This window comes from Sinomonas sp. B1-1, assembly GCF_050474465.1.
GTDB lineage: Bacteria > Actinomycetota > Actinomycetes > Actinomycetales > Micrococcaceae > Sinomonas > Sinomonas flava.
The window spans coordinates 1-1,155 of sequence record NZ_JBCHVF010000030.1 but is presented as its reverse complement, the minus strand read 5'-3'; the positions used below and the strand labels follow the sequence as shown (position 1 = coordinate 1,155).

Annotated in this window: 1 pseudogene; it reads left to right on the top strand. The window is 67.1% G+C overall.

The annotated features are described in order from the left end of the window. Positions 1-337 precede the first annotated feature (337 nt). Positions 338-929 (top strand): annotated as a pseudogene (locus tag ACQ5BE_RS18930) (IS3 family transposase); the annotation flags it as partial. Between the last annotated feature and the right edge of the window lie 226 nt (positions 930-1,155).

Sequence of the window (1,155 nt, the reverse complement as noted above, 5' to 3'; positions counted from 1 at the left end):
CGTAGGCTCGATCAAGGCTCGTGGTTCCTGTTCCGGACGAATGACTAGACACCACTCATCCAACAGGGCCACGAGCCCCTTCACCTTCTACGGCACGAGCTCACTTCCCGACGAACCGCGAAGAGCCACCAAGATGCGGCGGACCCCGAGGCCGGTGACCGTGGCGGAGAGGACGCGGTATTCGGGCAGGTTGAAGATCACGGTGGCAGCACTGGGCTGCCCCGTCGTAGGCTCGATCAAGGCTCGTGGTTCCTGTTCCGGACGAATGACTAGACACCACTCATCCAACAGGGCCACGAGCCCCTTCACCTTCTACGGCACGAGCTCACTTCCCGACGAACCGCGAAGAGCCGTCTACGGGGTCCGCAAGCTGTGGAAGGCGGCCCGCCGCGCCGGGATCGCGATCGGGCGGGACCAGACCGCGAGGCTGATGCGCGTCGCGGGGATCGAGGGTGCGAGACGTTCGAAGCGGGTGAAGACCACGAGGCCGGACCCGGCATCGGCGAGGCACCCTGACCTGGTGCGGCGGCAGTTCACCGCGGCCGCGCCGAACCGGCTGTGGGTGACCGACCTGACGTTCGCGCCCGGCGTGGGCCGGCGTGGCCTACGTGTGCTTCATCATCGACGCGTCCTCCCGCATGATCGTGGGGTGGCGGGTCGCGTCGCAGATGCGCACCGAGATGGTCCTCGACGCGATCGAGATGGCCCGATGGTCCCGGGGCCATCACCACGACGACTTGCGGTGCCACTCCGACGCAGGATCCCAGTTCACATCGATTCGCTACGGCGAACGGCTCGAGGAGATCGGCGCGACCCCGTCGGTCGGGACCGTCGGGGACTCGTATGACAATGCCCTGGCCGAGACGGTGAACGGGTACTACAAGGCCGAGCTGGTCCGCGGGCCTGCCCGATCCGGGCCGTGGAAGACCTGAGTTGGCTCACGCTGCAGCGGTTCGGAGAACCTACTGCCCTCTGATCTGGGGCGATGCTGGCCGAGGGGCGCTGTTTCACGCACTAAGCGGGGTGTTCTAGTGTCGCGTTGTGGCGTTCATCAGGCGGGTCCGGACTGCCTCCGGGGCGACGGCGGTGCAGATCGCGGAGTACGTCGCCGGGCGTCAGCGGATCGTGGAGCACGTCGGCTCGGCGCATACCGAG